The following is a 26518-nucleotide window of genomic DNA, read 5'->3' on the forward strand; positions in this document are numbered from 1 at the left end:
TTACCGCGTGATGCCATGCGCGTCCGTATACTCGCGCGCATGGCCAATCCCAAACGTCGTCGACCATCGCTGATCAAGGCGCTGCCCTGGTTCCTTCCCGCCCTCGCCGCTGTCGCCTGCGCGGGTCTCACGGCGTCGCCGCTTGCGCTGATTCCGCTGCTGCTCGCTAACGCCCTGGTGATGGCCGCGGTCTGTCACGCGATCGGTTTCGATCCCGAAACGAGCTTCCTGCGTACGGCCTTGCGCCGTGGTTCGGCGCACGTCGTGATCTTCACGGCCTACACCTTCGTCGTGTTCGTGCTCGTCGCCTGGCCGCTGCTCAAGCTGACGCAGGCGCCCAGCCTGGGCGTGGCGCTGTTACTGGCAGCGACGCTCGTGGTCGCGCTGGCGGCGCTGTGGCGCATGTGGCCGGCGTTCGGACTTCTTTTCCTCTGGGACGATGCCTACCCCGAGGACAGCGGTAACGGCTCGTGGATCTTCACCGCGGTGGCCCGCTCGGTCAGCTTCGGCCGCCACCTTTCCGCCGAGGAACGTTTCTTCTCGCATTTCCTGCCCGCCGCCTTCAGCCTGCTCGTACTCGCCTTTTGCGCCGTGGCCCTCTCCGGCCTGTACGGCGTCTTTCCCCCGGAGATGCGGATCGCCGCGCTGGCGATCTATGGCGTGGTGCTGCTGCCCGTCGCCGGCATGGTGATCGCGAACCGCACCCTGCGTGCGCTGCTCTGCGAGCGCCGCGGGCATATCCGTACGGCCCGCGCCGAGCCCCGGCGTGAGCCGGGCATCGAGCCGGACGTGGCTGCGCCGCCTCCGCCCATTCCCGTACTCAGCACCGAAGAAAGTCAGCCCGGCGTACGTGAGCACGCGCTCCTGGCAGCGGCCCGCGAAGGCGACATCGCACGGGCCGTGGCGCTCGTCGAAGCCGGTGCCGACCCCAACACCGCCGCGGAACCGGGCGATCGCGACCAGCGCCCCGTGCTGACGCTCGCCGCCCTTTCCCCCGACATCCGCCTGCTGCGTGCGCTGATCGCGCGTGGCGCGCAGGTCAGCCGTGCCCATCAGGGCGTGACCGCGTTGCACGCCGCGACGCGCGACAGCTGGCACGGTCGCCCTGAAGCCGTCCTCACCCTGCTGACCAACGGCGCGAACGCCGCCGCCACCGATGCCGAGGGCAACACCGCACTGCACGGGGCGGTGCTCAGCGCCGAGCCGACCGTCGCCGCCATGCTGCTCGATGCAGGCGCGCCGGTCGACGCCGTCAACGCCGCCGGCGACACGCCGCTGGCCATCGCGTGCCGCGCGGCCAACTGGGCACTCGTACGCTTCCTTCTCGAGCACGGTGCCAAACCCGCTCCCGTCGGCGGCGAGCCCGCCCTGGTCGCCGCCGCCGGTATCGCCGACGACGACGCGGAAGGTGTGAAGGTGCTGCTGCGCTACAAGGCACCGGTGAACGCCACCGACGCCCACGGACGCTCGGCCCTGATCGCCGCCTCCGCGGAAGGTCACGAGCAGATCGCCCGGGCCCTGCTTCAGGCCCACGCTCAGCCGAACCTCGCCGACCGGCATGGCACCACCGCCCTCATGGAGGCCGCGCGTGCCGGCGCTCACGGCATCGTCCAGTTGCTGGCCGACGCCCAGGCCAATGCCTCGCCGCGCGACAGCCACGGACGCGACGCGCTGACGCTGGCCTGCCAGTCGCCGCGCGCCCAGGCCGCCACGGTACGCGCGCTGCTCGCGCTGGGAGCCCAGCCGAAGGAAGCCGGCGCGGATGGACGCAGCGCGCTCGACCACGCGGCCGGTACGGGCCGCTGGGACTTCGTCGCCCTGCTCGACCCGGAGACGCCACTGCCGACATCGCTGAGCGAATCGGTCGTACCGGAGGCGGGGGCGGATTCGCCGATGCATCTCTACGATGCCTTGCGCTTCGGACACTGGGCCGTCGCGTCCACGTTCACCGCCAAGGTTCGCGCTTGGCCCGCGGAAGAACTCGCCGCGCTGTATGTCGATCTGGCTGGCACGGGCTTCGACGCGGCACGCGCGTGGCTGCTGGACCATGGCCTTCATGCCGAGGCGCGGCTGGCGCCCCCGGCCGACGGAACCGACACGACCGGTCGCCGGCTGTTCGACGCCCTGCTCCCCCAGCTTCCCCAGTCGGCCGACGCGCTGCTGCAGCTGATGCGCGCGGGCGCCACCCCCGCGGGTGCGGGCCTCCTAGGTCAGGCGGTGTGCCGCCTGGACGGTGCCGACGAACGCCTGACGCTCGCGATGCTCGAAGCCGGTGCCGACCCCTTCGGCGCCGACGCGCGCGGTCGCACGCCGGTACACATGGCGGCGGCCACCGGCCGCAGCGCGTTGCTCGGTGCCTTGCTCGCCCGGGGCATGGACCCGAACGTGCGCGACGCGGGAGGCCGTACGCCCCTGCATGCCGCGCTGGAACAGGGCGGCGAGAGCCTGCCCCTCGTCCGCCTGCTGGTCGCTCATGGCGCGGACCCGGAAGCGGCGGACGTCAATGGCGAGACGCCGTACGGCCTCGGCATCGGCCATGGCGATGTCGAGCGCTGGCTGAGCTGGACCGCGTGGCCACTGCCGCGCCGTCCGCTGCGTGCCGATGACTTACCCGCCGCCGCCGCGGCGGGCGACATACAGGCGGTCGACCGGCTGCTCGAACTCGGTTTCGCCGTGGACACGCGCGATGCGCAAGGCGCCACCGCCCTGCTTCGTGCCGCCGGCGCCGGACGGCGGGATGTGGCCGAACACCTCATCGAAGCGGGCGCCGATCCCACGCTCGCCGCCGCGTCGGGCATCACGCCACTAGCCGCCGCGGTGAACGCGCGTCGCGACACGATCGTCGAAGCGTTGCTCGCGCGCGGCGTGGCGGCGGACCAGCGACTGCCGGGCGATACGACCGCCCTGATGATCGCCGCCGCCCTCGGCCACCCCGAGATCGCCGAGATGCTGCTCGCGGCAGGCGCCGATGCCCGCGCCGAGGACGCGCACGGACACACGGCGCTGCATGCCGCCGCGCAGTACTGCTTCAGCAGTAGCGACAGCCTGCGCGCACGCCGCCTGCTCGATACGGTCATCTGCAAGGGTGCCGATGTGAACAAGGCGGACAAGGACGGCGTGACCCCGCTGCTGATGCTGCTGGGTGCGCATCTGCGCCCCGGTACCGAGGCGGATGCCACCCACCTTGGCGCGCTGGTACCCGTCCTGCTCGACGCGGGCGCGAAGATCGAACACGCCGACCATCGCGGCGTCAGCGCGCTGCACGCAAGCGCGATGCATGCGCTGCTGGGCCCGGCCCGCGTCCTGATCCATCGCGGTGCGAACCGTCAGGCGGCCGATGCGTTCGGCCGGACCGCTGGCGACGTCGCGCGGCATCTTGGGTACGTGGATATTGCGCATGAGCTCGGAACGCGTGTCGGCGCGATTCCGAGCGTAAGGCAGACCTTGCGGCAGCCGGCGCAGCCGGACTAAGACCACGGCCGCCTGTGGCTCCCTCGCGACGGGCTGTCGCGAGCGGGGCTCGCTCCTACAGCGAGCGCGCTCGCCTCTTCAGGGTCAGGCTTCCTTTTCGCGCTCTTCCACCGCATCGGCCTCGAAGAGCTGCTGCAGGTCGTGCAGGGCTTCCTTCGAGGACTGCATGAGGGCGGCATCGTCGTCATACACCAGGTACTGCGCGCGCAGCACCTGCTCGTCGTGCTTGCGGAACCGCGCGATGCGGCTGTCGACGACGTCGGCCGACATGTCCAGCGACTGGAGCACGTGGCGGGTCATCTCCAGGCTGGAGTAGAAGGTCTCGCGCACGGGATCTTCGATGCCGATATCCATGAGACGGAACGCATGCTGACGGTTACGCGCGCGGGCGACGATCTTGAGGTGCGGGTACTGGCGCTTCACCAGCCGCGCGGTGCGGATGTTGGCTTCGGGATCGTCGGTGGCGATGACGAACACCTCGGCCTTGTCCGCCTGCGCGGCACGCAGCATTTCCGGACGCCCGGGATCGCCGAAAAACAGCGACGTGCCGCCGAAGCGGCGCGAGGTTTCCACCTGCTCCACCGAGCTCTCCAATGCGACGAACTGGATGCCCTGCGCACGCAGCACGCGAGCGACGATCTGGCCCATGCGCCCGAAGCCGGCGATGATGACGCGGGGCGTATCGGCCTCGATGGTGTCGAATGCACGGTCCGGCTTGCGCACACGCTCATGCACGAGACGCGACGCGGCAAGCACGAGCAACGGCGTCAGCGCCATCGACAGCGAGATCGCCATGACCATGAGGCCACGCTGGCTGTCGTCGATCAGGCGATTCTGCTGTGCGAGGTTGAGGATGACGAAGGCGAATTCGCCGCCGCTCGCCAGCACGGCCGCCAGGCGCACCGAATCGGCGGTGGTCAGCGAGGCGACCAGCCGGCCCAGCGGAACGATCAGCAAGGCCTTGACCGTGAGCAGCAGCGCCACCATGCCCAGCACGAGCAGCGGCTTGGCGACCAGCAACGCGAGGTCGACCGACATGCCCACGCTGACGAAGAACAGGCCGAGCAGCAGCCCCTTGAAGGGTTCGATATTCGACTCGAGCTCGTGGCGATACTCCGAATCCGCCAGCAGCAGGCCGGCGAGGAACGCGCCGAGCGTCACGGAGATGCCCGCCAGCTCCATCAGCCATGCCGTGCCCATGACCACCAGCAGCGCCGTCGCGGTGAACACCTCGGTGCTCTTGGCGCGGGCGACGAAGCGGAACACATGGCGCAGCAGCAGCCGGCCGCCGAGGATCACGGCGAAGATGGTGCCGACGACCCGGACCACGCTCATCGTGTCGGGACCGTGCGCGCCGTGGGCGACCGCGCCACCGAGCAACGGCACCGCGGCGATCAACGGAATGGCGGCGAGATCCTGGAAGAGCAGGATGGCGAAGGCCTGGCGACCGTAGGCGGCGCCGGCCTCTTTGCGCTCAGCGAGGATCTGAAGGCCGAACGCGGTGGACGACAGCGCAAGGCTGCCACCGACGATCACGCCCGCCTTCCAGGTCAGGCCGAACAGGAAGTAGCCGATAGCACCCAGGGCGAGCGCGCAGGTGATCACCTGCAGGCTGCCGCTGCCGAACACCGCACGGCGCATCACCCACAGGCGAGACGGCGACAGCTCGAGGCCGATCACGAACAGCATCAGCACGACGCCGAAATCGGAGATCGTCGCAACGCCCTCGGTGTCGCTGACCAGGCCGAGGACGGACGGCCCGATGACGACGCCCGCCAGCAGGTAACCCAGCACGGCACCCAGACGGAAGCGTTTGGTGAGCGGCACGGCAACCACCGTCGCCAGCAGGAAGACGACGGCCGTCTCTAGAAAGTGATGTCCATCCATGCTGCGGCTCCCGGGAAATCGTCCCGGATTATGTCATGCGGATCCCGCTGCCGTTTTGGACGAAATGCCGCTCAACCCTTCAGCCAGCGCGCCACGTCCACCGCGAAGTAGGTCAGGATCGCATCGGCGCCCGCCCGTTTCATCGCCAGCAGCGATTCCATGACGACGGCCCTCTCGTCCAGCCAGCCGTTCTGCGAGGCCGCCTTGATCATGGCGTACTCCCCGCTGACCTGATAGACGAACGTGGGCGCGCCGAAGGCGTCTTTCACCCGCCGTACGATGTCCAGATAAGGCAGGCCCGGCTTCACCATCACGGCATCGGCGCCTTCGGCGAGATCCAGTTCGACCTCGCGCAGGGCCTCGTCGCTGTTGCCGACGTCCATCTGATAGGTGTGCTTGTTGCCCTTGCCCAGATTGGCCGACGAGCCGACCGCGTCGCGGAACGGGCCGTAGAAACTCGACGCGTACTTCGCCGAATACGCAAGGATGCGGGTGTGGATGTAGCCGGCGTCTTCGAGCGCGTCGCGAATCGCGCCGATGCGGCCGTCCATCATGTCCGAAGGAGCCACGAAGTCCATGCCCGCTTCGGCCTGGGCCAGCGACATCTTGATCAGCGCCTCCACGGTCGGCTCGTTCATGACGTAACCGTCGGCGTCGATCAGACCGTCCTGACCGTGCGTGGTGTACGGATCGAGTGCCACGTCACCGATGAGACCCAGTTCCGGAAAGCGCTTCTTCAGCTCGCGCGTGGCGCGCTGGAACAGGGCATCGGGATTCCACGCCTCACGGGCGTCTTCGCTTTTCACCCCGTCGCCGACGGACGGGAACAGCGCCAGCGCCGGTATACCCAGGGCGACGCACTCCTCGGCGAGCTTCAGCAGTTCATCGATCGACAGCCGGTCGACACCCGGCATGGACGAGACCGGCTGGCGCACGCCTTCGCCATCGACCACGAAAGCGACCATGATCAGGTCGGACACGGTGAGCACGTTCTCGCGCATAAGGGCGCGGGAGAAAGCGTCGCGGCGCATGCGGCGCATGCGGACGGCGGGAAAAGTCATGGGACGGCGGCCTGTTGGTTGGCGATCGCTCCATTTTACGCCTCGGCCGACGCGCCGGTGGTGGCAAGGCGTCGCAGGCGTCTCACGCCCACCGATACGACGGCCGGGGGGTATAGCGCATCGGCGGAACGCCGCCATGGGGCCGCCCCGCCCCATGCTTACACGTCGATTCGCAGCGTGGTTTCCGGATCGAAGAAGTGGACCCGCTCCAGATGGAAGCCCAGCGCGACGTCGCTGTCCGGCTGCACCGTCGAATGGGGCGGTACGCGCGAGACGAGCTCTTCGCTACCGTGACGCATGTTGAGGAACACTTCGTTACCCACGGGCTCCACCACGTCGACATGCGCCTGCAGGCGTGCGTCGACACCGGGATGGTCGCTGACCGTGAGCAGGTCCTCCGGGCGTACCCCGACGATCAGCGGCTTATCGATGTAGGGGTCGAGTGCGGCCGCCTCGGTGGCGAGCGCGAGCGAGCCATCCTTCATCTCCAGACGAAGCCCGTCGGCGCGACGCAGCGTCCCGTGGAAAAGATTCATGGCGGGGCTGCCGAGGAAACCCGCGACGAAAAGATTCGCCGGCTTGTTGTAGAGATTCATCGGCGTATCCAGCTGCTGGATCACACCGCCGTTCAACACCACGATGCGCTGACCGAGCGTCATCGCTTCGATCTGGTCGTGCGTCACGTACACCATCGTGGCGCCCACGCGGCGGTGAATACGCGCGATCTCCACGCGTGTGGACAGGCGCAGCTTCGCATCCAGATTCGACAGCGGTTCGTCGAGCAGGAAAACGGAGGGATCGCGCACCATCGCACGCCCCAGCGCCACGCGCTGCCGCTGACCGCCGGACAGCGCGGCGGGACGATGATCGAGGCGTTCGTCGAGGCCGAGCATCTCCGAGGCGCCGGCGACACGGCGATCGATCTCCGCCTTGTCCACGCCGCGCAGGCGCAGGCCGAAGCCGAGGTTCTCGCGAACGGTCATGTGCGGGTACAGCGCGTAGTTCTGGAAGACCATCGCGATGTCGCGATCCTTCGGCGGCACGTCGTTGACGACGCGGTCGCCGATGCTCAGCGTGCCACCCGAGATGGACTCGAGTCCGGCGATCATCCGGAGCAGCGTGGTCTTGCCGCAACCCGAGGGCCCGACCAGCACCAGCAGTTCGCCATCGGCGATTTCGAAGCTCGCCTCCTTCAGGGCCACATGCCCGTTCGGATAAACCTTGCGCACCTTCTCGAGGCGAACCACTGCCATCACATACTCTCCCGTTGTACCCGTGCCTGGCAGGCAACTGCCTGCCATTGACCCGGGCGATGGGGTATTCTGCCGACGTAAACGTTTACGTCAAAGTGCCGGTCCCCACCGTCACACCGGGAGGCTCTGCGTATGTCAAGACGGCGCAGAGCAAACCGTCACTAGACGCCAGCGCCCGCGCGAGGCAACCTTGCGGGCTTCCGTGATCTGACAGGTCCTTAAAACATGTCCAAAGTTAGCGCCGCGGCGCCGACCCTGCTCGCCGACCTCGGCGGCACCAACGTGCGCTTCGGCATTGCGCATCCGGAAGCAGATCAACCGCTTATCCAGGAAAGCATCCGGCGTTACCACGTCAAGGACTACGCGTCGCTGGGCGATGCCGCCAAGCAGTACTTCAAGGAAACCGGCCACGAGGCGCAGCGCGCCATCATCGCCGCCGCCGGTCGCATCGATAACGGCGAGACGGTGAAGGTCACCAACAACCCCTGGGCCATCTCGGCGAAGAATCTCGCCGCGGAGCTGGATCTGGAGTGGGTTCACCTGGTGAACGACTTCGCGGCGCAGTCGATGGCCGTGATGCTGATGAGCGCGGACAAGGACGCCCAGGGCCACCAGGATCTGGTGGAAGTCGGCACCCTGCCCGTGCCGAAAATCGGCGCCAAGGAAGAGCAGACCTTCGTCGTCGTCGGTCCGGGCACCGGGCTTGGCGTGGGCGGCCTGCTCATTCGTGGCGACAAGGTCAGCGTGCTGCAGACCGAAGGCGGCCATGCCGGCTTCGCGGCGCACAGCGCCGAGGACATCGAGATCCTCAAGGTGCTCAACCTTCGCTACGGCCGCGTGTCCAACGAACGCCTGATCTGTGGCCAGGGTCTGGTGAATCTCTACGAGGCGATTTGCGAAATCTCCGGTCAGAAGCCGCAGGCCGACATCACCCCGGAAGAGATCACCAAGCGCGCCACCGACGAAACCTGCCCCATGTGCGCACGCGCGGTCGAAACGTTCGCGGGCATCTTCGGCAGCGTGGCCGGTGACCTCGTGCTCACGCTGGGCGCGTGGGACGGCGTGTACCTCACAGGCGGCATGACGCCGATCCTGCTGCCGTGGATCCAGAAGGGCAAGTTCCGCGAACGCTTCGAAGCCAAGGGCCGCTTCCGCGACACCATGGAGCAGGTACCGACCCAGGCCATCATGAACCCGGAGCCGGGCCTCATCGGTGGCGCCGCGCTGGCGATCGTCGAAGCCGGCGGTACGCCGCTGCGCCGTTAAGCCCGTCGACCGGTAAACGTCATGCCGCGCGCAGGTGGATGCCTGGCGCGCGGATGACGCGCATGACCGTTGAGAACCCGGGATTCCCGTCCGCCGGGAGTGCGCGATCGCTCCTACGCAGCACGGCGGGAGAGCCCGCAGACCGAGTGGTTCAGGCCGGCGGAGCGAGCAGCGCGTCGAGATCGCTTTCGTCGAAGCTCAGTCGCTCACGGCTTCCGCCACCTTCGAGCACGGCGTCGGCAAGCTCGGCCTTGCGGGCTTTAAGTTCCTCGATGCGTTCTTCGACGGTGCCCGCTGTGATCAGCCGGTAAACGAACACGGGCTTGTCCTGACCGATGCGATGCGCACGGTCGCTGGCCTGTGCCTCGGCCGCCGGATTCCACCAGGGGTCGTAGTGGATGACGGTATCGGCGCTGGTCAGGTTCAGGCCCACGCCGCCCGCCTTGAGCGAGAGCAGGAACAACGGCACCTCGCCGTCCTGAAAGCGCTGCACCGGCTCCGCGCGATCGCGCGTTTCGCCCGTCAGCGTCACGTAACTGATGCGCCGTCGATCGAGCTCGACCGCGATCAGCTTGAGCATTTCAGTGAACTGACTGAACAACAGGACACGGCGGCCTTCGGCCAGCAGCGCGGGAAGCATGTCCATCAACAGTTCGAACTTGGCGGACTCGCGCACGCCACGGGCGGCCTCGAGCTTCACCAGCCGCGGATCGCAGCAGACCTGACGCAGCTTGAGCAGCGCATCGAGGACCACGATGCCGCTATGGGCGATGCCGCGCTGCGCGATGACCTCGCGCAGTTCCTCCGCCAGCGAGAGGCGCAGGCTTTCGTAGAGATCGCGCTGACGCGGCTCCATCACCACACGACGTGTGATCTCGGTCTTCGCCGGCAACTCCGACGCGACCTGCGCTTTGGTGCGACGAAGGATGAACGGCGCAATGCGACGGTTCAGACGGTCCTGGCACTCGATGTCCTGGTGCTTCTCGATCGGCGCACGGTAGTGGCGACGGAACGCACCTTCGTCACCCAGCAAGCCGGGCACGGCGAGATCGATCTGCGACCACAATTCGCCGAGGTGATTTTCCAGCGGCGTGCCGGTGAGGCAAAGGCAACGCGGCACCTTCAACGCGAGCAACGCGCGGCGCGCCTGCGTGCGCGGGTTCTTCACCTGCTGCGCTTCGTCGAGCACCACGAGGGAGAACGCCTGCTTCTTCAGCGTTTCGACGTCGCGCGGAAGTAATGCGTACGTCGTGAGGATGACATCGTTCTCGCCGATGTGCGCGAACGTTTCCGCGCGTTGGGGACCATGCAGCGCCAAGACACGCAGACTCGGTGCGAAGCGCGCGAGTTCGGACGACCAGTTCGGCACGAGGCTGGTCGGCACGACGACGAGCGCGGGCGACTCGAGGTTGCCGTTTTCCTTCAGCGCCAGCAGATGCGTGATGAGCTGGAGCGTCTTGCCCAGGCCCATGTCGTCGGCGAGTACGCCACCAGTACCGGCTTCGGCAAGGGCGTTCATCCAGCGCAGGCCATCGCGCTGATAGCCGCGAAGCTCCGCCTGCAACGCCTCGGGAACCACATCGCTGGCGCGCTCGGCCGCTTCACGCAGACGCCTGGTAAAACCACGCAGCCGCTCGGGCGCTTCGAACGAGCCGCCACTGGGCAAGGCCTGCGCGAGCTCTTCGAGACGACCGGCCTGTACGCGAGGCAGATGCAGTTGCTGACGCGGCTTCTCGAGGTATTCGGCGAGCGGAGCGAGCAAGCCTCGCAATTCTTTCAGACGCACCGGGACGCGACGGCGTTCGTCGACAGGCGCGTACCAGACCGAGTCTTCAGCCTCACCGGGCGTCGGGCTCAGACTGAGCTGGTGCTCGGCCAGCGCCTGCGCGACGGCAGGCAGCAGGTTGACGCGCTTGCCCTCGACTTCGATGCCGATTTCCAGATCGAACGCACGGTCCGCGTCGTCTTCGTGCGCCTTCCCGTACCAGTGCACGGGACCCTCGAGCACTTCGAAGGGGAAACTGCGGTCGTACTCCAGCACGAAGCCATCGCCTTCGAGCCGGGGACGCAAGGCAAGCCATCGGGCCGGTGTATTGACCTCCAACGCACCGGCATAGCCCTTGCCCGGGAACAGCCACGCGTCATCGGGCAGCGTGTCGGCCATGTCCCAAGGCAAGCCCTCGGTATCGACCGCGGGATTGAGGCCTGCGCCTTCCAGCGTTTCCATCGAGGCGAGTTCTTCAGCACGGCGTCGCGTGATTTCAAGCAGCGCACCGTTGCGCACGCGTCGGACCAGCGGCTCACCGCCGCGTCCGGGCAGGCGCTCGCCTGCGTAGTCGAAGGCAAGCCTTCCATAGGCCAGGGGGGGCGTACCCGCGGCGAGCCGCGCATGCCGGGTCAGGGCGTGGAGTACGAGCACCGGGCGCGGGGAAACTTCCGCCCGACGCATGTCACCGAACACCTGCGGCGGCGGCACGCGCGGCCCCATGCGCGTGCCTTCCATCCGGGCGAGGAACGCGGCCGTGCTTTCGGGCGGCAGAGGCGGAAGATCGAGCCAGGCGCCTTCGTCAGGAGAACCTTCCAGCGGACCGATCTCGGCATGCTCCGCGTCGAGGAACCAGAGCGAGCCCACACGAAAAAGACGCTGACTGGTCGGAAGCGCCGGCACCAGCTTCTGGCTGCCGTCCTTTTCGAGGTTCCAGCGCCAGCTCAGGGGATGAGCCTGCCCGCGCGACAGCTTCAGACCGGCAACGCCGCCGAAGAAACACGGTGCGCCATCGAGCACTTCAGCCAGGAGCTGGTCGCCTAGCGCACCGGCGAAACGCGCGTAGCTGCGACTCTTGCGCAAGGTCTGCGGCAGGCCGAGCACCGTGGCCGCCAGACGCTTCTCGGCCACCGTGAGCGCGGCTTCGGGCAGGTGGCGGCTATCCAGCGGCAGGGGGCGGGAGTAACGGCCCTCCGCACTCAGCGTGAGCAGGACCGGAGCGGCATCCAGCCGGGCCGCCGGCTCGTGGTCGTCGTTGACGCCCTCGAGGAAGAAACCCAGCACACTGCGCTCGGCCAGCGGAGGAGCGGCCGGCTCGTCGAATGCGCGCTGCCACGCCAGAGGCAGCACTTCTGCCATGGCGTGACGCCTGCGCTTGTCGTCCGGTTGATGCATCCGTATGCGAGCCTGTCAGCGCGACCAAAACAGGAAGCTTAGCAAAGGCGGGATGACGTGCCCGTAGGACTTTTTACCCGGCGGACCGGCCCGGTTCAGCCAGACGGGAGACGCGCCGCGGCGTCAGTCGCGGCGGTGGGGAAACAAATCGACGGGATATTCCGCCTTCTGCTCGCGCCCCATGAGGGTGCGCAGACCCTCTTCCGGGGTGACTTCGCCATGCAGCACCGACCGGACGGCGGCCGAGATGGGCAGGTCCAGCCCATGGAAGCCGGCGAGGCGGGCGACTTCGTCGGCCGTCACGACGCTCTCGACCACCTGACCGATCTGGCGAACCGCTTCCGTCAACGGAATGCCCCTGCCCAGGGCCAGACCCAGGCGGCGGTTTCGTGACAGGTCGCCGGTGCAGGTCAGGACGAGATCGCCCAGGCCGGCAAGGCCCATGAGCGTCTCGGCACGCGCCCCAAGCGCGACACCGAGGCGAAGCATCTCGTTCATGCCGCGGGTGATGAGGCCAGCGCGGGCGTTGAGCCCCAGCTCCATACCGTCGGCGACGCCGGTGGCGACAGCCAGCACGTTCTTCATCGCACCGCCGAGCTCGGCCCCCAGGATGTCGTTACCCGTGTAGGCGCGGAAGTTGGGCGCGTGCAGCAGCACGGCGAGTTCCTTGCCGAAGGCGTCGTCCGTGGCGTGGACCGTGACGGCACTGGGCAGGCCGGCGGTCACCTCGCGGGCGAACGAGGGGCCGGTGACGACCGCGGCAGGCCTGCCGGGAAGCTTTTCGTTGACCAGTTCGTGCAGGAAACGCCCCGTACCCGTCTCGAAACCCTTGGTAGCCCACGAGATGCGGACACCGGGTTCGAGCATGGGCACGATCTGGTCGAGCAGCGCGGCGAACGCGTGGCTCGGCACCACGAGCAGAACGATGTCCGCCCCCCGCAGCACGCTGGCCAGGTCGCCGTCGTAGGCGAGTTCCAGCGGCAGGTCGAGGTCGGGCAGGTAACGCAGGTTGCGACGCGCCGCGGCCATTTCCGCGAGCGCGTCGGCGTCGCGCCCCCACAACCGGGTGGGGACGTCGTTGCGCGCCAGAAGCGCAGCCAGCGCGGTACCCCAGGAACCGGCGCCGAGAACGGCGACGGTGGGTCGGGAGGCGGAGGTCATCGCTCAGCTGTTGAGCGTATGGGTACCGGCGCCGCCTTCGACCTGCTGACGCTGCTGCTCGGCGTAGAGGGCGTCGAAGTTGATCGGCTGCAGCAGGAACGGCGGGAAGCCACCTTCCTGGATCATCGCCGAGACCATCTGACGGGCGTAAGGGAACAGCAGGTTCGGGCAGTACGAACCGAGGATGCCGTCGCGGTCGTCATCGGTGAAACCACCGATGCCGAAGATGCCGGCCTGGTGCACTTCGGCGAGGTAAGCGGTGCGCTCGCCGAGGTTGCAGGTGAGGGTGAGGCTGAGCACGACTTCGAACAGGTCGTTGCCGAGGTCGACGGCCTTGTGGCCGAGGTTGAGCTGGACCTGCGGCTGCGCCTCGGTCTCGCCCATTTCCTGGAACACCTGCGGAGCGTTCGGCGCTTCGAAGGAAGCATCCTTGACGTAGATCTTCTGCAGCACGAGCTGCGGCTGGCCGGCCTGGCCGTTGGCGGTGATTTCTGCCATTGCGTGAGTCCTCGAGAAGGCGTCGTGTGGGCGGGATACGTGCCGCTGGCACGAAAGCCGGGATTGTTTCACACAACCCGGCGCCCCGCACAGTCCGGCTTGCGCGACGACGTAGGATTCTGAGAGAATGCCCGGCTTCCCTATGCCAACCCGATCCGTCGGGAACGCCCGTCATGCGATGCGGGCCTCATTGTCAGGGATGTTCCACCCCCTCCAGCCATCGCATGGCGCCCCGTAACCGGGTCGTGGCTGGGCCGTCGCCACCCTGGCCAAAGGGCGGTCCAACGAATCTAAAGGAGGTCATCATGGCCCGTAGATGCCAAGTCACCAATAAGGGCGTGCAGAGCGGCAACAACGTCTCGCACGCAAACAACAAGACCCGTCGCCGCTGGTTGCCGAACCTGCACGAGCGCCGCTTCTGGGTCGCCAGCGAGAACCGCTGGGTGAAGCTCCGCGTTTCCAACCACGCGCTGCGCACCATCGACAAGAACGGCATCGAAGCCGTGCTGGCCGACCTCCGTTCCCGCGGCGAAAAGATCTAAGGAGATCAACCATGGCAAGCAAGCGCGATAAGCACCGCCTGATTTCCACCGCGGGCACCGGTCACTTCTACACGACCACGAAGAACAAGAAGAACACGCCGGAAAAGATGGTGTTCATGAAGTACGATCCTGTCGTCCGCAAGCATGTGGAATACAAGGAAGGTAAGATCAAATAAAAATTGGCCGCCGAATGGCGGCCTTTTTTTATTTACGCGGCGCAAGCCGCGCGTAGGAGCGCACTCCGTGCGCGAACCCTCAGCACGACATTCGTGCGAATGAGGCCTTACGCCACCTCGAGCCCGATGTCCCGGCTACGAAGCGGCTTTACGGCTCTTACGCATGTGCCAAACAAAAAAGGGCCCGCCAGATGGCGGGCCCTTTTTTCGAATCGGCTTGATCGTGTTAGGCGCCGACCGCCGAGTAACCCTTCAGCCGCTGGGCAAACTGCTGCAACGAACGGATGCCGCTTTCTTCCGCCTCGACGATCCACTGCTGCAGAGACTTCAGCGCCTTGTCGGCACCGCGCTCTTCCATCAGGGCGACCAGGCGCGCGCGGAACTCGCACACCGTGGTGAGCGCCGGGCGATTGGCCAGCGCGGCATGCATGCGCTCACGCGCATCGTTGTCGAGCCAGCGACCACCGTCGGCCAGCGCACGACGAACACGACGCGGCACGGCTTTCAGATTGTCTCCGGCCTGACTGACTTCTTCGCGCATGGTCGGAAGGATGACGTTGCGGTAGTAGTCCGTCGTGGCCTGGAAACGCAGTGCGAGGACGCCCTTGAGCGTTTCGGCATCCGGCAGGTGCACGTTCGGACGGATGTTCAGCGTCGGCGCGACACGCAGCACCTTGGCCAGACGGAAGAAGCGCAGGCTGCAGATCACCGCCCAGCCGATATCGAACTCCCACTTGCGCAGGGCGAACTTGGCCGAGCTCGGGAAGGCGTGATGATTGTTATGCAGCTCTTCGCCGCCGATCCAGAAGCCCCACGGCGAGATGTTGGTCGCGGTGTCGGAGCTTTCGAAGTTGCGGTAACCCCACCAGTGGCCGATGCCGTTGACGAAACCGGCGGCCCAGAACGGAATCCAGATCATCTGCACGGCCCAGATGGCCATGCCGATCACGCCGAACAGCGCGACATCGATAAAGGCCATCAGCACCGGGCCCCAGTACGGGTGCGCGCCGAACAGCTTGCGCTCGAACCAGTCGTCGGGGGTGCCACGGCCGTACTTCTCCATGTCGGCCTTGTTGTAGCTGGCCTCACGATAGAGCGACACACCGTCCAGGAAGACCTTCTTGATACCGAAGACCTGCGGGCTGTGCGGATCTTCCTCGGTCTCGACCTTGGCGTGATGCTTGCGATGGATCGCTACCCATTCCTTGACGACCATACCCGTGGTCAGCCAGCCCCAGAAACGGAAGAAGCCGTTGAGGGTCCAGTGGAAATCCACACCACGATGGGTCGCGCTGCGGTGGTAGTACAGCGTCACCGTGAAAATGGTGAGCTGGGTGACCACGAGCACATAGACAGCGATCTCGCCCCAGCTTGCGTGGGTGAGGCCGTTGGCCAGGAAATCGAGCAGGGTGTCGAGCATCAGGTCGGTACCGCGCGGGAAGTGAAGGGGTCGTACAGGTACCAGTCTAACGAGCCGATTCCATACCCACCAGCACGGAATTCGGCGAAATGTGAAGCCCGCTGTTGTGGTTTCCGAACGCCTTTCCGCACAATCGCGGGATGACCGCCCCCTCGCTCGTTCAGCATGATCACTCCCCTGCGTCTTTTTGCTCGCAAGATAGTGCGCGTTACGCGGTGTTCGGCGACGTAGCCGCATGAGCGCGGCCCATTTGCTGAATGTCGCAGACGTTACGAGACGCCGTGCCGGGCGCCTGGCCGTCGAGGGGGTGTCGTTTTGCCTGAACCGTGGTGAAGTCCTGGGCCTCCTCGGCGTCAATGGCGCGGGCAAGTCCACCACGCTTTCGATGCTCGCCGGTGCCCTTCGCCCTGACAGCGGACATATCGAGCTGGACGGCATGGATTTCGCTCGGCAACCGACCATGGCGCGACGTCTGCTCGGCTGGCTGCCTGAAAGCGCCCCGCTGTGGCCGGAGCTGTCCGTCGACGAGCACCTGATCGCGTTTTCCCGGCTCCGCGGCGCCAGCCGGGCCGTGGCAAAGCGCGCGGCGGACACGATCGTCGCCCGCCTGCAGCTCGGCGACCTTCGCAGGCGCCTCGCGGGGGTCCTGTCGCAGGGCCAGCGCCAGCGACTCGGGCTCGCCTGCGCCCTCGTCCACGACCCGGCGCTGATCATTCTCGACGAACCCGCCAATGCACTGGATCCGGTGCAGGTGGGCGAGCTGCGCCGACTGATCCGCGAGCGGGCCGCCGCCGGTGCCGCTGTGATCCTGTCGACTCACGTCCTCGGTGAGGTGGTCGCCGTGTGCGACCGCGTGGCGATCCTTCACGAAGGGCGCCTGCGTCACGATGCGCCGCTGCACGACGACCACGGCAGCGACATCGAATCCGTCTTCTTCGGCATCGCCACGGGAGCCGGCGCATGAGCATCGCCGCCGTCGCCCGCCTGGAATGGCGCCGCCTCGCTGTCCGCCCGCTTGCATGGGCGCTCGCCGCACTCACCATCGCCTGGCTGGCCTGGACCTTCGTCCTGGGCCTCGGGCAATTTCTCGGTGCGCAGGTGAAGCTGGCGGGGATCGCCGACGCGCCGGGCTTCACGGATCTGGTCGCCATTCCGCTGCTGGCGGAACTGGTCAAGCTCGCGTTTCTGGTGGTCCCGCTGATGACGATGACCCAGCTCGCCGGTGAACGCCGCGCGGGCACCCTCGCCCTGCTGGCCTCCACGGGCCTGTCACCGACACGCATCGTGCTGGGCAAATACATCGCCGTGCTCGGATGGCTGGCACTTTGGCTGCTTGCCACGCTGGCGATGCCCCTGCTGGTCGGTGCCGAATCCACCGCCGACTGGGGCAAGCTCGCCGCGGCGACACTGGGCACGGCCCTGCTCCTGGCGACACTGGCCGCGATCGGCCTCGCCTGCTCCGCGGCGACGTCGTTCCCTGCCATTGCCGCGGCGATGGCACTCATCGTGACGCTCGTCCTCTGGACGATCGATCGGGGCGCTCAGGCGGCAGGCCTGAGTGGCGGCTTTCTCGGCTGGCTGACCATGGCCACGCATCTGCAGAACCTGCTTCGCGGGCTGGTGGTCTCCAGCGATCTCATCTGGTTCGCACTGGCCATCGCCCTGTCACTGATCCTCGCCATCCGCCGACTCCGCGCCGACCGGGAGCGCCAGTAATGCGCCGCCTCGATCGCTGGCTCGTCCTGCTCGGCCTGCTGGTCGCCACCGGTTGCATCGGTTTCCTCAGCACACGTCACACATGGACGGCCGACTGGTCGCGAGGCGCGCGCGCCAGCCTCGCGCCGGAAAGTGTGGCGGTGCTCGACACACTGCACGGCCCGGTCGAGGTGGTCGGCTACCTCTCGCCCACCGGGCCTCTGCGCGAGCAGATCGCCGCCGTCATCGAGCGCTATACGCGTGAAAAGAAAGACCTGACGCTGTCCTTCGTCGACCCCGACCTCGACCCGGCGGCCTCGCGCCAGCTCGGTATCGCCGGCGACGGCGCCCTGCTGGTGCGCTATCAGGGCCGCGAGCAGCGGGTCGAAAGCCCGATCAACGAACGCAACCTGTCGAACGCCCTCGAGCGGCTGGCCCGGGGCGGCGAACGCGTGGTCGCGTTCGTCACCGGCGACGGCGAACGCCAGCCCGACGGTCGCGCCAATGCGGACCTGGGCACGTTCATGACCCAGGTGGAGCGCCGCGGCATTCGTGCCGTACCGCTCAACTTCAGCCAGACGCGCGGGGTGCCGGATCACACCGACCTGGTCGTGCTCGCCAGCCCCACGAGCTCCCTTCCGGCGGACAGCGTCGCCGCGCTGGTCGACTACGTGCATGGCGGCGGCAACCTGCTCTGGCTCACCGAACCGGGTAACGAGGATCTGGGCACCGGCCCGCTGGCCGACGTGCTCGGCGTGCGTGTGCTTCCGGGCGTCCTCGTCGACGGTCAGGGCAGCACCCTCAACGTCAACGATCCCCGGATGGTCGTGCTCGGCGACTACCCGTTCCACGCCATCACTCGCGGGTTCCGGGAAAGCACCCTTTTCCCGCAGGTATCGGGACTGGCCCAGGTCTCCGACCACGACTGGGCCGTGGTGCCTTTCCTGCGCTCGGGCGAGCGCAGCTGGACGGCCTTCGGCGGTATCGATAACGCCAGACCGTCGACGATCGCCTTCCACCCGGAAGCGGGTGAACTCAAGGGTCCGCTGGATTTCGGCTTCGCCCTGAACCGACTGTCACCCAGCCCCGATCGCAATGAGCAGCGCGCCGTCGTGATCGGCGATGGCGACTTCCTGTCCAACACGTACATCGGCAATGGCGGCAATCGCGCGCTCGGCGAACGCGTGCTCGACTGGCTCCTCGGCGACGACGTACTGGTCGACCTGCCGACGCGCGGTGCACCGGACCGGGTGATCTCGTTGTCGCAGGACGGGCTCAACGCCATCAGCTTCGGCTTCCTCATCGCGTTGCCGGTGACGCTGCTCGGCCTCGGCGTCGGCATCGCCTGGCGCAGACGGAGACGCTGACGTGCGCACGCGACTGATCGGCCTGCTCGTCGTCCTCGCGCTGATCGTCGCGGTGGCCTGGCAATGGCGCGCGGATGAAAGCGATGCGCGCGCGCACCTGCTTACCGCGCTGGATCCGGACACGGTGAGCCATGTCGAGCTGACCCTGAAGGGGTCGCCTGCCCAGCGTTTCGAACGGCACGACGGTCAGTGGCTGACCGATGGCACCCGGATCGCCGATCAGGGCCGTGCCGACGAACTCGCCTCACTGGCCGCCACGCCGGTCGCAACGTGGAATCCAGCCTCGACGTTCGATGAGGCAAAAATCGGGCTGGCACCGCCGGTCGCCGTGCTGGTGCTCGACGGCGTCCGCGTCGAGTTCGGCGACATGGCCGCCCTGGGTAAGCAGCGCTACGCGAAAGTCGGCGACCGGATCGCCTTCGTACCCGCTCAGGCCCTGCCGCGCGCACCACGCACGGCCTCGCTGCCGACCCACGACTCACCGGCGCCCTGACCGGCAGCGGTTGCCAGCCGCCGCGACAGCCCCCATCTTCGGCCCATGCCAGAACTTCCCGAAGTCGAAACCACCCGTCGCGGTATCGCACCTCACCTGGAAGGGCGTCGCGTGACGGGCGTCGTGCTGCGTCGACCCGACCTGCGCTGGCCGATTCCACCGGAAATCTCCTCGTTGCTGCCCGGGCAGGTCATCGAAGCGGTGGACCGACGCGCCAAATACCTGTTGCTGCGAACACAGGCGGGGACCGCCCTGTTCCATCTGGGCATGTCCGGCATGCTGCGCGTGCTTCCTCCCGACACGCCCGTGGGCAAACACGACCACGTCGACCTGATGCTCGAATCCGATCGCGTGCTGCGCTTTACCGACCCCCGCCGGTTTGGTGCGCTGCTGTGGCAGATGCCCGGCGAGACGCACGCCTTGCTCGAAGGTATCGGTCCGGAACCTCTGACCGACGCGTTCGACGGTGACGTGTTGTGGCGACTGTCCCGCGGCCGCAGCGCCGCGGTAAAGACCTTCATCATGGACAACGCGGTCGTGGTCGGCGTCGGCAACATCTACGCCAGCGAGGCGTTGTTCGCTGCGGGAATCGATCCGCGCCGCGCCGCCGGCAAGGTGTCACGCGAGCGCTACGCGAAGCTCGCCAGTGAGATCAAACGGATTCTCGCGTACGCCATCACACGAGGGGGCACCACCCTGCGCGATTTTCTCGCGCCGGATGGCGCCCCCGGATACTTCTTTCAGGAGTTGTTCGCTTACGGACGCGCCGGCGAGCCGTGCCGAACCTGCGCGACTCCGATCAAGGTCGTGACGCTCGGACAGCGAGCGTCGTTCTATTGCCCTACATGCCAGCATTAGAAAAGACGACACGGTATCGAGCGTTTCGCGGACTTCGAAGCGCGTGGGCACACTACTAGGCTGACAGTCATCCTACCGCGGCAGGGAATGCCCTCATGAAAAAACTGCTGTTCGCCGTGGCGACATCGATCGCTACACCGATGGCCCTTGCGGGCCCGACGGAAACCCTCGGCCTGGACGAACCCTTCGACCGCTACACGTGGCTGACCGCGCACAACGCCTTCACCAGCAACGGACTGATTCGGAATCAGCGGACCACGATCGCCGAGCAACTCGAGGCTGGCGTACGCGCGTTCATGCTCGACCTGCATCCGTTCGAGGGACGCGTGGCACTGTGTCATGCGAAGTGCACGTACGGCCCCGGCACCGAGCGGTTCGCCACGCTGCTGCAGGCGACCATCCTGCCCTACCTGGATACCCATCCGGAGGCGGTCATCACGCTCCAGCTCGAGGATTTCAGCACGCTGGCACAACTCAAAGCCGAGCTGCGACGTGTTCCCCGCCTGGGGAGCGTCACCTTCGATCCCACGACCTGGGATACCGAACGATGGCCGACCTATCGCGAGCTGATCAGCCGCGGCCAGCGCCTGTTGATCTTCAGCCTCAACGAAGCGAACAGCGGTGCGATCTTCACCGCGCACGGGACCGTACACATCATGCCGACCGTCCGCTACACCGTTGAGAACTACTGGAGCCTGGGCATGACGATGCTGACCCACGACCGCAGCTGCCGCAGCCGGTGGGATGCGGACGTACAGCCCCTCGACCGCACGTCCATCCCCGGCAAACCGGGCTGGCGACCGCTGTTCACCATGAATCATTTCCACGGTTTACCGGTCGCACACCACGCAGGTCACGACAACGCCTTTGAAGAGCTGCGTAGCCGTTACCTCGACTACTGCCTTCCGGCAGCGAAGCGCAAGCCCAACTACGTCGCCGTCGACTTCCACGACGAAGGCGATGCGCAGGCGTTCGTCGACTGGCTCAATCAGCTACCTGACGCGCGCTGAACCACGCTGACTCAGTCAGGCCAGCGCATCGCCGCATGCGAGTTGTTGAACAGCGGATCGCTCTCGTCACCGGAGAGAGCCACGGTCAGGCCACCTTTGACCCCATCGACCTCGACGGTCTGATCCTGCTCGAAATGCGCGCCCAGCGCCCCGAGGTCGACGAAGCGCTCGGACAAGGCGCCCGCGCGGTCGATGTCGCGATCGGGCACGTTGGTCAGACTGATATCCGGACGACCGAACTTGCGCATGCCACGCGTACGGATCCACGAGCGCCCCTTGGTTTCCTCAGGGCTGCAGAGAATCAGCACGTGATTCCGCGTCGGCGCGCCACCCTGGACCAGGTAGTGCTCGCGCCAGTCGGCGGCATCGAAAAGGGTCAGGATCTGCGGATCGACGACGGCCTTGCCACCGATGTCGGTCAGCGCGGCTACGACGCCGAGGGTGTCACGCAGATAGTCGAGATTGTCGCGGTCCGGGAAGCGGCCGCGGATCGCCACCACATGCGGCGCCGCCTTGGCGGCGGCGAAGGCCTCGGGGCTATCTTCGCGGAGCAGGTCGCCCAGGGCGCCGGACAGCGGGTACCCCTCCCAGCGCGACAGCACGGCGTTCTGAAAACGCTGCAACTCCACACCTTCGGGCAGGCCCGGGCTGCCATAGCGGGCAGCGGGGATGGCGAGATCCTGCGGAAAAGCGCCGAAGACGAAGAAGAGCAGAACAGCCTCCTCGTGACTCGGCTGCCAATGGGGGCGCGGCCAGCTGGCGGCGGTGGTCGTCGTCTCGGTCACGCGGGCTTTCCTTCGTCGGAATCGGATTCGCCGAGCGGCAGCACGGATTGCTGCAGCTCGATACGGCCTTCACCACCGGTAATGCTCTTGAACTCGGCGCGGCTGACGGAGACATAGCGGTCGTTGCCGCCGATCTCAACCTGCGGCCCCTGGGTGACGGCGCGGCCGTGTTCATCCACGCGCACCACCATCGTCGCCTTCTTACCGGAATGGCAAATCGTCTTGATCTCTTCCAGGTTGTCCGCCCAGGCCAGCAGATACCGGCTGCCCTCGAACAGCTCACCCCGGAAGTCGGTGCGCAGCCCGTACGCCAGCACGGGAATGCCGAGGCGGTCGACCACGTCGGACAGCTGCCAGACCTGGTTCCTGCTCATGAACTGGGCCTCGTCCACCAGCACGCAGTGCAAGGGTCCACGCGCGGCGATATCGCGCTCGACCATGGCGAAGATGTCCTCTTCGCCGGCGAAACGCAGCGCCCGCGCCTGCAGGCCGATCCGCGAGGCGACGATGCCCTCGCCGTAACGGTTGTCCAGCGCCGGGGTCAGGATCAGCGTGCGCATCCCGCGCTCGTGGTAATTGTGCGCGCTCTGAAGCAGCGTCGTGGTCTTGCCGGCATTCATTGCCGAATAGTAGAAATACAGCTTGGCCATACGGGATCGGTCCGGAACGTGACCGGCCATGGTACCGCCAAGTGCCCGCCACGGCAGTCTCGCCGCCGTTGAGAGTGACGAGTCCGGGGTCCGCCGACCTCCGCACCTGATACCATCCCCGTCCTCGTTCGCCTGTCCTCTCCGGCCCGAATCCCGATGCTCAATCCGCAACAACACGCGGCCGTCGAGTACTGCGACGGTCCCCTTCTCGTGCTGGCCGGTGCCGGCTCGGGCAAGACACGCGTCATCACCGAAAAAATCTCGCACCTGATCTCACGGCGCCACCTGGCGGCCGAGAAGATCGCCGCCATCACCTTTACCAACAAGGCGGCGAAGGAAATGCGCGAGCGCGTGGGCAGGCTGATCTCCGAACAGTCGGCGAAGGCGCTCACCGTGTGCACGTTCCACGCACTGGGGCTGAAGTTCCTGCAGATCGAGCACGATCGCGCGCAGCTGCGTCGCGGCTTCTCCGTGCTCGACGCCGACGACAGCGCCAACATGATCAAGGAGCTTTCGCCCAAGGGCGTCAAGCCCGAGGTGATCCAGGGCATCCGCAACCTGGTGGGCAAGGCCAAGAACGGTGGCCTGACACCCGAAGAAGCCATGGCCTCGGCGCGCAGCCCGCGCGAGATCGAAGCGGCGACCATCTACGACCTGTACCAGCAGCGCCTGGCCGCCTTCAACGCGGTGGACTTCGACGACCTGATCCGCCTGCCTCTTCGCATCCTCGAGACGGACGACGAGGCGCGCGCGATCTGGCAGGAGCGCCTGCGCTACCTGCTGGTCGACGAATACCAGGACACCAACGACGCGCAGTATCGTCTGCTCAAGGCCATCGCCGGCCCCAAGGCACGCTTTACCTGCGTGGGCGACGACGACCAGAGCATCTACGCGTGGCGCGGCGCGAACCCCGAGAACATCGACCAGCTCGGGCGCGATTTCACCAACCTGCGCGTGATCAAGCTCGAACAGAACTACCGCTGCGCCAAGCGCATCCTTCGCGCGGCCAACCAGCTGATCGCCAACAACCCGCACGTCCACGAAAAGAAACTGTGGAGCGACCACGTCGAAGGTCCGCCCATCCGCGTACTGGAATGCAAGGACAACGACCACGAAGCGGAACGCATCGCCTCGATCGCCGCGAGCCTGCATGAAAAGTACAAGGACAAGGGCATCCGCTGGGATGACTTCTGCATTCTGTACCGCGGTAACTTTCAGGCGCGCGTGATCGAGAAGGCGCTGCGTCTCGCGCGCGTCCCGTATCACGTGAGCGGCGCACTGTCCTTCCTCGATCGCGCGGAAGTGAAGGACATCCTGTGCTACCTCCGCCTGCTGACCAACCCGACCGACGACGCCGCGTTTCTGCGGGTGGTCAACGTACCCAAGCGCGAGATCGGCGCCACGTCACTCGAAAAGCTCGGCCAGATGGCGCAGGCACGCAATGCCTCGCTGCTCGACGCCGCGCGCAGTGACAGCGCGTTGAAGAACATCGCGGCCCGCCCCGCGTCGGCACTGGCCAGCTTCGCCCGCCTGATGGACGAGCTGCGCAGCCACGCCGTGCACGAAAGCGCGGCCGACCTCGTCAACACCGTCATCGAAAAGACGGGTTACGGCGCGCAGATCGCGGCATCCACCACGGACGAAGTGCTGCGCGAGCGCCGCCTCGGCAACCTTCGCGAACTGGTCGACTGGTTCCGCGCGATGGGCAAGGACGGCGGCCGCACCGGCGATATCGCCGCGCAGCTCGCACTGCTCAGCCACGCGGATCGCGACGACCCGGGCAATGCGTTGCGCATGATGACGCTGCATTCGGCGAAAGGCCTCGAGTTCCGTTTCGTCTTCATTGTCGGCTGCGAAGACGGCACGCTGCCTCACGAAGGCGCGATCGACGAAGGCCGTCTCGATGAGGAACGACGGTTGATGTATGTAGGCATCACACGCGCCAAGGAAATGCTGACGCTGTCGTTCTCGGCACGCTCGCGCAAGTACGGCGAGGTGCTGTCCAACGACCCGAGCCGCTTCCTCGACGAACTGCCCCAGGACGATCTGCACTGGGATGGCAAGGACCCCGATGCGGATGCCGAGGTAAAGAAGGAAGCGGCCGATACGCATATCGCGCGCATCAGGGCGATGCTGGCGGGCGGTGGATAACAACTGCGAATCCGGCAGGTCGTTCGAGGCGAAGCTGATGTACCGCGTGGATGGCCGCCAGATAACGTTAACCGGCGAACGCATGGAAGAAACGAAAGATGAAGACAGGTATTTTGCTAGCCCTGTGCATGACGGTTCTTACGTTTGGGACCTCCGCCTTCGGCGCTGAAAGTCTTACGGCTCAGGCAATGCGCCGCAGTGCGCCGAAAGGAATCACAGAAGCGCTCTATGCGTGCGTTGATAACGCCGGCCTCGACCAGGCACTGCTTGGAAAATGCCTCGCGTCGGAGCGAAGTATCCAGGACGCTCGTCTCAACAAGGCCTACGGGCAGTTGATGAGGAAGCTGGACGACAGAACCAGGGAGGCCGTCAAGGTAGCCGAGCGTGCATGGCTGGATTTCAACGTCAAAACGGTAGCTGCCGAGACTGCCATCGGCGGCACCAATCAGGTCGCCAATGCTGACGTAGCCAACGCCGAGCTATTCAGGTACTGCGAGCGCGCGAACGTTCTGGAAAATTATTTATTTTCCATCGGCGACTAGCTAGCCTCGGTTTCAGGGAAGGAGCGGATCAGATAAGCCGCTCCGCCTCCAGCTCGCTCTTGAGGTAGGCGTAGTAAATCGGAGCCGCCACAAGACCCGGAATACCAAACGCCGCCTCGAACACCAGCATCGCGATCAGCAACTCCCACGTCCGCGCGCGAATCTGCCCGCCGACGATCTTCGCGTTGAGGAAGTATTCGAGCTTGTGGACGACCACGAGGAAGACCAGCGCCGCGACGCCCACCCAGAGTCCGACGGACAGCGCCGCGACGACGATCAGCGTATTCGAAATCAGGTTGCCCGCGACGGGCAGCAACCCGACGACAAAGGTCACCGCCACCAGCGTTTTCGCCAGCGGCACATGGATGCCGAGAATCGGCAACGCCACCAGCAGGAACAACGCCGCAAGCGCCGTGTTGATCGCCGAGATCTTCAGCTGAGCGAAGATGATGTTGTGGAAGGCCTGAGCCAGGCGCATCGTGCGCGTCGAGAGTTCGAAGGCCAGGGGCTTGGCCGGACGGCCACCAGCCCCGTGCGACACGGCAACGATCGCACCCAGCACGAGACCGATCAGGATATGCGCCATGACGCGCGCCGCGGTCGTGCCCACGAGCTTCAGGTCGCCCGCGTGCTCATGCGCCCATCCCATGCCTTGCGATCGGAAATCGTTGAAGCTGTCCGGCAGGCGAGTGGTCAGCCACGCCGGCAGCTGCTCGTGTGCCTTGTCGAGCAAGGGCACCAGCTTGCTGTCCCACAGTTCCTGGGGATCGCCGATATCGCGCCGGTAGAAGCTGAGCGCTGCGAACACCAGCAGGATGATCGCCCCGACCACGATGATCGTGACGACACCCACGGCGATCGGGCGCGCACGCTCGCCGGGGATCACCCGTCGGATCAACGGCGTCAGCGCCTCGACGACCTCATAGACCAGCAGGCCGGCCAGGAGGGCCGAAACCAGGTGCAGCATCAGCACGCCCCACAACGCCAGCGCCGCGAGGACGTAGGTGGCGATACGGACGGCGCGGGAATCTCCAGGCGTGCGGATCATACGGAACTCCTTGAACTGGCGGCG

22 protein-coding genes are annotated in these 26518 nt (G+C 66.5%); 12 read left to right on the plus strand and 10 right to left on the minus strand.

Going from position 1 to position 26518, the window contains the following annotated elements; translation table 11 throughout:
- Positions 1-15 precede the first annotated feature (15 nt).
- On the plus strand, positions 16-3471 hold the full coding sequence (locus J2X57_RS06545) for an ankyrin repeat domain-containing protein (RefSeq protein WP_309865062.1): 3456 nt from the start codon (positions 16-18) through the stop codon (positions 3469-3471).
- Between the two features lie 84 nt (positions 3472-3555).
- On the opposite strand, the gene J2X57_RS06550 is transcribed toward J2X57_RS06545, so the two are convergent.
- The 3 genes from J2X57_RS06550 to ugpC all read right to left on the minus strand — a co-directional run bounded on the left by J2X57_RS06550 (position 3556) and on the right by ugpC (position 7672).
- On the minus strand, positions 3556-5358 hold the full coding sequence (locus J2X57_RS06550; RefSeq protein ID WP_036109754.1) for a monovalent cation:proton antiporter-2 (CPA2) family protein: 1803 nt from the start codon (positions 5356-5358) through the stop codon (positions 3556-3558).
- Positions 5359-5429: 71 nt separating this feature from the next.
- The gene (gene hemB, locus J2X57_RS06555; RefSeq protein ID WP_309865065.1) at positions 5430-6419 is read right to left on the minus strand and encodes a porphobilinogen synthase; all 990 of its coding nucleotides are present in this window, start codon (positions 6417-6419) and stop codon (positions 5430-5432) included.
- 158 nt (positions 6420-6577) lie between these two features.
- Entirely contained in the window at positions 6578-7672 is a 1095-nt protein-coding gene (ugpC, locus tag J2X57_RS06560; protein WP_090352886.1) for a sn-glycerol-3-phosphate ABC transporter ATP-binding protein UgpC, read from the minus strand.
- A 225-nt stretch (positions 7673-7897) separates the two neighbouring features.
- On the opposite strand from ugpC, the gene glk reads away from it, so the two are divergent.
- On the plus strand, positions 7898-8938 hold the full coding sequence (gene glk, locus J2X57_RS06565) for a glucokinase (RefSeq protein WP_036109744.1): 1041 nt from the start codon (positions 7898-7900) through the stop codon (positions 8936-8938).
- A 151-nt stretch (positions 8939-9089) separates the two neighbouring features.
- Here the strand turns inward: glk and J2X57_RS06570 are convergent, their stop codons facing one another.
- From J2X57_RS06570 to secB, 3 genes are all read right to left on the minus strand, one after another.
- A complete protein-coding gene (locus J2X57_RS06570) occupies positions 9090-12062 on the minus strand; it encodes a DEAD/DEAH box helicase (RefSeq protein WP_309865068.1) in 2973 nt (990 codons plus the stop codon).
- Between the two features lie 159 nt (positions 12063-12221).
- Positions 12222-13259: an NAD(P)H-dependent glycerol-3-phosphate dehydrogenase gene (locus tag J2X57_RS06575; RefSeq protein WP_309865071.1), complete on the minus strand. Its 1038-nt coding sequence runs from the start codon at positions 13257-13259 to the stop codon at positions 12222-12224.
- Between the two features lie 3 nt (positions 13260-13262).
- A complete protein-coding gene (gene secB, locus J2X57_RS06580; protein ID WP_036109736.1) occupies positions 13263-13757 on the minus strand; it encodes a protein-export chaperone SecB in 495 nt (164 codons plus the stop codon).
- Between the two features lie 305 nt (positions 13758-14062).
- Between secB and rpmB the strand changes: the two genes are divergently transcribed.
- Positions 14063-14299, plus strand: coding sequence for a 50S ribosomal protein L28 (rpmB, locus tag J2X57_RS06585; RefSeq protein ID WP_036109731.1), 237 nt, complete (start codon positions 14063-14065; stop codon positions 14297-14299).
- An 11-nt stretch (positions 14300-14310) separates the two neighbouring features.
- Positions 14311-14475, plus strand: a complete 165-nt coding sequence (gene rpmG, locus J2X57_RS06590) for a 50S ribosomal protein L33 (protein ID WP_036109728.1) — start codon at positions 14311-14313, stop codon at positions 14473-14475.
- A gap of 226 nt (positions 14476-14701) precedes the next feature.
- Here the strand turns inward: rpmG and J2X57_RS06595 are convergent, their stop codons facing one another.
- A complete protein-coding gene (locus J2X57_RS06595; protein ID WP_036109723.1) occupies positions 14702-15895 on the minus strand; it encodes a fatty acid desaturase in 1194 nt (397 codons plus the stop codon).
- A gap of 235 nt (positions 15896-16130) precedes the next feature.
- Between J2X57_RS06595 and J2X57_RS06600 the strand changes: the two genes are divergently transcribed.
- The 6 genes from J2X57_RS06600 to J2X57_RS06625 all read left to right on the plus strand — a co-directional run bounded on the left by J2X57_RS06600 (position 16131) and on the right by J2X57_RS06625 (position 21318).
- A complete protein-coding gene (locus J2X57_RS06600) occupies positions 16131-16859 on the plus strand; it encodes an ABC transporter ATP-binding protein (RefSeq protein ID WP_309865082.1) in 729 nt (242 codons plus the stop codon).
- A complete protein-coding gene (locus J2X57_RS06605) occupies positions 16856-17611 on the plus strand; it encodes an ABC transporter permease subunit (RefSeq protein ID WP_309865084.1) in 756 nt (251 codons plus the stop codon). The genes J2X57_RS06600 and J2X57_RS06605 overlap by 4 nt, the downstream gene beginning before the upstream one ends.
- The gene (locus J2X57_RS06610) at positions 17611-18957 is read left to right on the plus strand and encodes a DUF4350 domain-containing protein (RefSeq protein WP_309865087.1); all 1347 of its coding nucleotides are present in this window, start codon (positions 17611-17613) and stop codon (positions 18955-18957) included. The genes J2X57_RS06605 and J2X57_RS06610 overlap by 1 nt, the downstream gene beginning before the upstream one ends.
- A gap of 1 nt (position 18958) precedes the next feature.
- A complete protein-coding gene (locus J2X57_RS06615) occupies positions 18959-19450 on the plus strand; it encodes a hypothetical protein (protein WP_043696300.1) in 492 nt (163 codons plus the stop codon).
- Positions 19451-19495: 45 nt separating this feature from the next.
- Positions 19496-20308 (plus strand): bifunctional DNA-formamidopyrimidine glycosylase/DNA-(apurinic or apyrimidinic site) lyase, encoded by an 813-nt coding sequence (gene mutM, locus J2X57_RS06620; RefSeq protein ID WP_090352899.1) that lies wholly within the window; start codon positions 19496-19498, stop codon positions 20306-20308.
- 95 nt (positions 20309-20403) lie between these two features.
- Positions 20404-21318, plus strand: a complete 915-nt coding sequence (locus tag J2X57_RS06625; protein ID WP_309865093.1) for a hypothetical protein — start codon at positions 20404-20406, stop codon at positions 21316-21318.
- Between the two features lie 11 nt (positions 21319-21329).
- On the opposite strand, the gene J2X57_RS06630 is transcribed toward J2X57_RS06625, so the two are convergent.
- Positions 21330-22103 carry a hypothetical protein gene (locus J2X57_RS06630; protein ID WP_309865096.1) on the minus strand — a complete coding sequence of 258 codons (774 nt, stop codon included), beginning with the start codon at positions 22101-22103 and terminating at the stop codon, positions 21330-21332.
- A complete protein-coding gene (locus J2X57_RS06635) occupies positions 22100-22753 on the minus strand; it encodes a thymidine kinase (RefSeq protein WP_079522304.1) in 654 nt (217 codons plus the stop codon). Before J2X57_RS06635 ends, J2X57_RS06630 begins: the two co-directional genes overlap by 4 nt.
- 156 nt (positions 22754-22909) lie before the next feature.
- Here J2X57_RS06635 and J2X57_RS06640 point away from each other — a divergent pair, with 156 nt between their 5' ends.
- Both J2X57_RS06640 and J2X57_RS06645 read left to right on the plus strand, forming a co-directional pair.
- Positions 22910-24904 carry a UvrD-helicase domain-containing protein gene (locus J2X57_RS06640; protein WP_309865098.1) on the plus strand — a complete coding sequence of 665 codons (1995 nt, stop codon included), beginning with the start codon at positions 22910-22912 and terminating at the stop codon, positions 24902-24904.
- A 98-nt stretch (positions 24905-25002) separates the two neighbouring features.
- On the plus strand, positions 25003-25446 hold the full coding sequence (locus J2X57_RS06645) for a lysozyme inhibitor LprI family protein (protein ID WP_309865101.1): 444 nt from the start codon (positions 25003-25005) through the stop codon (positions 25444-25446).
- Between the two features lie 28 nt (positions 25447-25474).
- Here J2X57_RS06645 and J2X57_RS06650 read toward each other — a convergent pair whose 3' ends face one another.
- Positions 25475-26494 carry an AI-2E family transporter gene (locus tag J2X57_RS06650; protein WP_079522308.1) on the minus strand — a complete coding sequence of 340 codons (1020 nt, stop codon included), beginning with the start codon at positions 26492-26494 and terminating at the stop codon, positions 25475-25477.
- Positions 26495-26518 lie beyond the last annotated feature (24 nt).

This window comes from Luteibacter sp. 1214, assembly GCF_031455395.1.
In the GTDB taxonomy this organism is placed as follows: domain Bacteria; phylum Pseudomonadota; class Gammaproteobacteria; order Xanthomonadales; family Rhodanobacteraceae; genus Luteibacter; species Luteibacter mycovicinus.